The organism is Dietzia sp. CW19 (assembly GCF_014145265.1).
In the GTDB taxonomy this organism is placed as follows: Bacteria; Actinomycetota; Actinomycetes; order Mycobacteriales; family Mycobacteriaceae; genus Dietzia; species Dietzia natronolimnaea.
On record NZ_JAALEE010000444.1, the window covers coordinates 1 to 1,670 of the forward strand.

Consider the following 1,670-nt stretch of genomic DNA (forward strand, 5'->3'; position numbering starts at 1 on the left):
CGGCACGCGAATGGCGGGCCGGCACGCGTGCCGACCCGCCAACTCACTGCGGTTCCATCGAGAGATCCGGGTACCAGGCGTCCTGTGGTCCGCCGTGTGGCCGGTCCGGGACAACCGTCGGTGACGGCTGGCGCGGACCCACGGCTGGTGTGCCTCTCGGGCGTTATCCGTCGCGTGGGTTCCGGAGTATCGATGACGGTGGCTCGGACGGGGAACCGTGACTTCTCTTCCGTCACCGTCCTGGCGTCGTCGTCACCGTGCCCTGAGCATGCCGCGCGGACAGGCGCCCCGGCGATGGGGGGATCCCACAAGGAACCCGGGGACTTGCGGGTGGTTCCCGCCATCGCGTCCCGCCGTGTCGGCGGCGCACGATGAGGAGTTGGGGCCGAACGAGGGCGGGTCGGGTGACCGGTCCCGGCGGACGAGTCGGGCGACCGGGTTCAGTGGTCTCGCCGCGCGGAGCGGGCGAAGGAGAAGGCCGCCGCCCCCACCGCGAGCGCGATCGCCCCGACGCCGATGATCGGCCCGGTCGCGCGTTCCAGCGTCGGGAGCAACGGGGTGGGGTTGGAGAAGGTGAGGATGGGCCACCCGCGCTCCAGGGCCTCGCGGCGCAGCGCCCGGTCCGGGTTGATCACCGTCGGATGCCCGACCTCCTCGAGCATCGGCAGGTCGGTGGAGGAGTCGGAGTAGGCGTACGAGGCCTCCAGGTCGTAGCCGTAGCGCCGGGCGAACGCCCGGATCGCCTCGGCTTTGCCCGGTCCCTGGCAGTAGAACTCGATGGACCCGCCGTACCGCCCGTCGGCGTCGCGGTTCATGCGGGTGCCGGCGTAGTGGTCCACGCCGAGCATCCGGGCGATCGGCGCCACCAGTTCCTCACCGGAGGCGGACACGATCACCAGGTCGTGCCCGAGCGCCCGGTGCTCGGCGAGCAGTTCCTGCGCCTCGGCGTACACGGTCGGCGAGACGGTCTCCGTGAGTCCTTCGGTGACGATGCGCTCGACCTTCTCGGGCTCCCACCCCTTGGTGGCCGTGGCCATGGCCTGGCGCACCTTCTGCATCTGGTCGTCGTCGGCGTCGGAGAGGCTGAACGCGAGCTGCGTGTAGGCCAGATCGATCACCGATCGGCGGGACAACAGACCCTCGTCGAGGAAGGATTTGTTGAACGCGAACACCGACGAGGTGGCGATGATCGTCTTGTCGAGGTCGAAGAACGCGGCGACCCGGCGAGGTCGGTGCGATGACCGAGGGCCCTGGCGGCGTGGGGCGGACACGGCTCCACGATACGGTTCTTGTGCTCACCGCGCGGATAAGTGATACTGATCACGCTCGTGAGAGCATCCCCCTATAGGTGCTCGATTCGTTCCCCCACGAATCGGGACTTCGAGAAACCGCGGCGTCCCCCTGCCGCGGTTTCTCCCATTTCGGGCGGGGTCCGCGGCCCGGGGTGTCCGGGTCGGGGACCCCGGGTCCCGGCGTGTTGTCCACAGCCCCCGGCCTCTCCACAGCCGCCCCCGGGACACTGCATCGGGCCGGGTCCGCCGACCGGTGGGTGCGCCACGCTGTGCCCGTGACCCAGAGCCCTCGCGCAGCGCACGACACAGTCCCCGACCCTCCCGCGGGCAGGACCGTCGCGGTCGACGTGACCGACCCGGACCTCGACGCCGATGTCC

Annotated in this window: 1 protein-coding gene; it reads right to left on the reverse strand. The window is 70.6% G+C overall.

The window, feature by feature from the left end:
- Positions 1-440: 440 nt before the first annotated feature.
- Positions 441-1,271: an HAD-IB family hydrolase gene (locus G6021_RS13040; RefSeq protein WP_179524420.1), complete on the reverse strand. Its 831-nt coding sequence runs from the start codon at positions 1,269-1,271 to the stop codon at positions 441-443.
- Positions 1,272-1,670: the final 399 nt, after the last annotated feature.